The organism is Floccifex sp. (assembly GCF_051873555.1).
In the GTDB taxonomy this organism is placed as follows: domain Bacteria; phylum Bacillota_I; class Bacilli_A; order Erysipelotrichales; family Erysipelotrichaceae; genus Floccifex.
Window position 1 is genome coordinate 1 of record NZ_JBJEEY010000097.1, and the last position, 1854, is coordinate 1854.

The window sequence follows — 1854 nt, forward strand, 5'->3', positions numbered from 1 at the left end:
AATGACCTCCTTATTTTCTTCTAAACGTAATACGCCCACGTGTTAAATCATATGGTGATATTTCTACGGTTACGCGATCGCCTGGTAAAATGCGAATGTGATGCATACGGATTTTACCAGAAACGTGAGCTAAAATCTCGTGTCCGTTTTCCAACTTTACTTTAAAAGCAGCGTTGGGTAAAGTGTCAACTACGATACCATCTAATTCGATCATATCTTGTTTAGCCATGGATAAAAATTTCCTCCTTCAATGAAATGATATGGCGTAAAAAGCCAATTACCATTGTACTAAAATACTTAGAAAAAAGCAAATAAAAATAAAGCGAGTCTTCGCTTTATTCCATTCTAGACAATAAAATATAAATTCCCTGGCTCACAGTCTGATCCGGATCATCTGTGACATAAAAAGGACAAGATAACATTCTCTTTAAAGTTCCCGTTAAACCAGGAAGTTTCATTACCCCTCCACAACAAATGATTCCCCTTGTTAAGATATCTTCTCTTTGTAACGGTGTACATTCATTCAAAAATTGAGCGATCCAATGTGCCCATTGAGAAACAATCGATAAAACAAGCTCTAGTAACTGTGATGAATTAATAACCACTACTTTTATTTGATGGAGATGAATATCCATTCCTTGTACATGCATTTGTTTAGGATTATTTTCTTTAATAGTTGTAGCCAAAGTTTTATTAATTTTTTCTTTCATATGCTCAGAAATTACCAAACCATATTGCTGACGAACCCATTTTCCTATCAAAGTATTAATAGATTTTCCAGAAATTGGACAACTCGATTTTTTCTGCATTTTACCAGAAGAAAAAATCGCAATATCACAATTTGAATACCCAATATTTAACACACAACTCGTTAAAGGAAGAAACAAATCCAAGTTAGCTCCAATAGCCGCCATCCAGATTTCCTGATCCATATAAACGCGATGCGCCCCTAAATCTAGTAAATTTTGTTTTAAATCCTCACATTGCTGATTATTAAAAGAAGTTGGATACGAAACAATAATTTCTGTTTTCTGAAAAACACGTAAAACATTAAATTCATAACACAATTGTTCCATTAATAAATTCAAAGCCTTAAAATCAATTTCTTTGTTAGCTAAAGGAGCAATGACTCGTATAGAATCATCAATGCCACGCATTTCTTTTGCTTCACTTCCAATGGCAAGAACCCGATTTTTCTTATCTAAAGCAACCATGCAAGCTTGATCAAATATCAATCCTTTTTCATCTGAAATCAATCGAATATGATTGGCTCCTAAATCAAATCCAAAACGAATCATAATTTCCTCCTATTGTGTTATAATAAATATACACATTCCTAAAACAAAAATGAACACTCTTACTATTCAAATTATACTAGATTCTTTAGAAAAAGAAAAAACATTAATGATTCATGATGAATTAATCAAATGGAATGAAGTATTTGAACTACTGCATATTCCAGTTTATATTTATAGTCCAGACTCCATTTCCTATTTAAAATCAATTTCAATACTCTATAAATCCACTATTCATTACCAATCTAAGTCTCTATCTTATTTTAAAGAAAATAATTATTTAAAAGAAAAAATCATATTTGGTTCTTCTAAACAAGTTATTTATCCGCAAATCGAATTAAAAAACGAAGACGAAGTTCTATTTATTTCAAAAAGATTCTCTCAACAAACAATGAAAAATATATTTTTTATGGCACTAGATAAAAAATATGAAATTTTTAAAAAAAATATAGAAAATTTATTGACATAAATAATCTCGTTTGGTACTATTGAATAGCGCAAAACGGAGGTTTAGCTCAGTTGGGAGAGCATCTGCCTTACAAGCAGAGGGTCAGCGGTT

The 1854-nt window shown here is 31.4% G+C and carries 3 protein-coding genes; 1 reads left to right on the top strand and 2 read right to left on the bottom strand.

From position 1 onward, the window contains the following. Positions 1–10 precede the first annotated feature (10 nt). Both infA and ACI32A_RS05675 read right to left on the bottom strand, forming a co-directional pair. Positions 11–229, bottom strand: a complete 219-nt coding sequence (gene infA / locus ACI32A_RS05670) for a translation initiation factor IF-1 (RefSeq protein WP_154461556.1) — start codon at positions 227–229, stop codon at positions 11–13. 106 nt (positions 230–335) lie between these two features. Further along, on the bottom strand, positions 336–1298 hold the full coding sequence (locus tag ACI32A_RS05675) for a rod shape-determining protein (protein ID WP_439754069.1): 963 nt from the start codon (positions 1296–1298) through the stop codon (positions 336–338). A gap of 49 nt (positions 1299–1347) precedes the next feature. On the opposite strand from ACI32A_RS05675, the gene ACI32A_RS05680 reads away from it, so the two are divergent. Continuing rightward, a complete protein-coding gene (locus ACI32A_RS05680; protein ID WP_439754070.1) occupies positions 1348–1764 on the top strand; it encodes a hypothetical protein in 417 nt (138 codons plus the stop codon). Positions 1765–1854 lie beyond the last annotated feature (90 nt).

Excerpts from the sequence above, each read along its gene's own strand:
- infA (WP_154461556.1), bottom strand. The coding sequence starts at position 229 with ATGGCTAAACAAGATATGATCGAATTAGATGGTATCGTAGTTGACACT.
- ACI32A_RS05680 (WP_439754070.1), top strand. The coding sequence starts at position 1,348 with ATGAACACTCTTACTATTCAAATTATACTAGATTCTTTAGAAAAAGAA.
- ACI32A_RS05675 (WP_439754069.1), bottom strand. The coding sequence starts at position 1,298 with ATGATTCGTTTTGGATTTGATTTAGGAGCCAATCATATTCGATTGATT.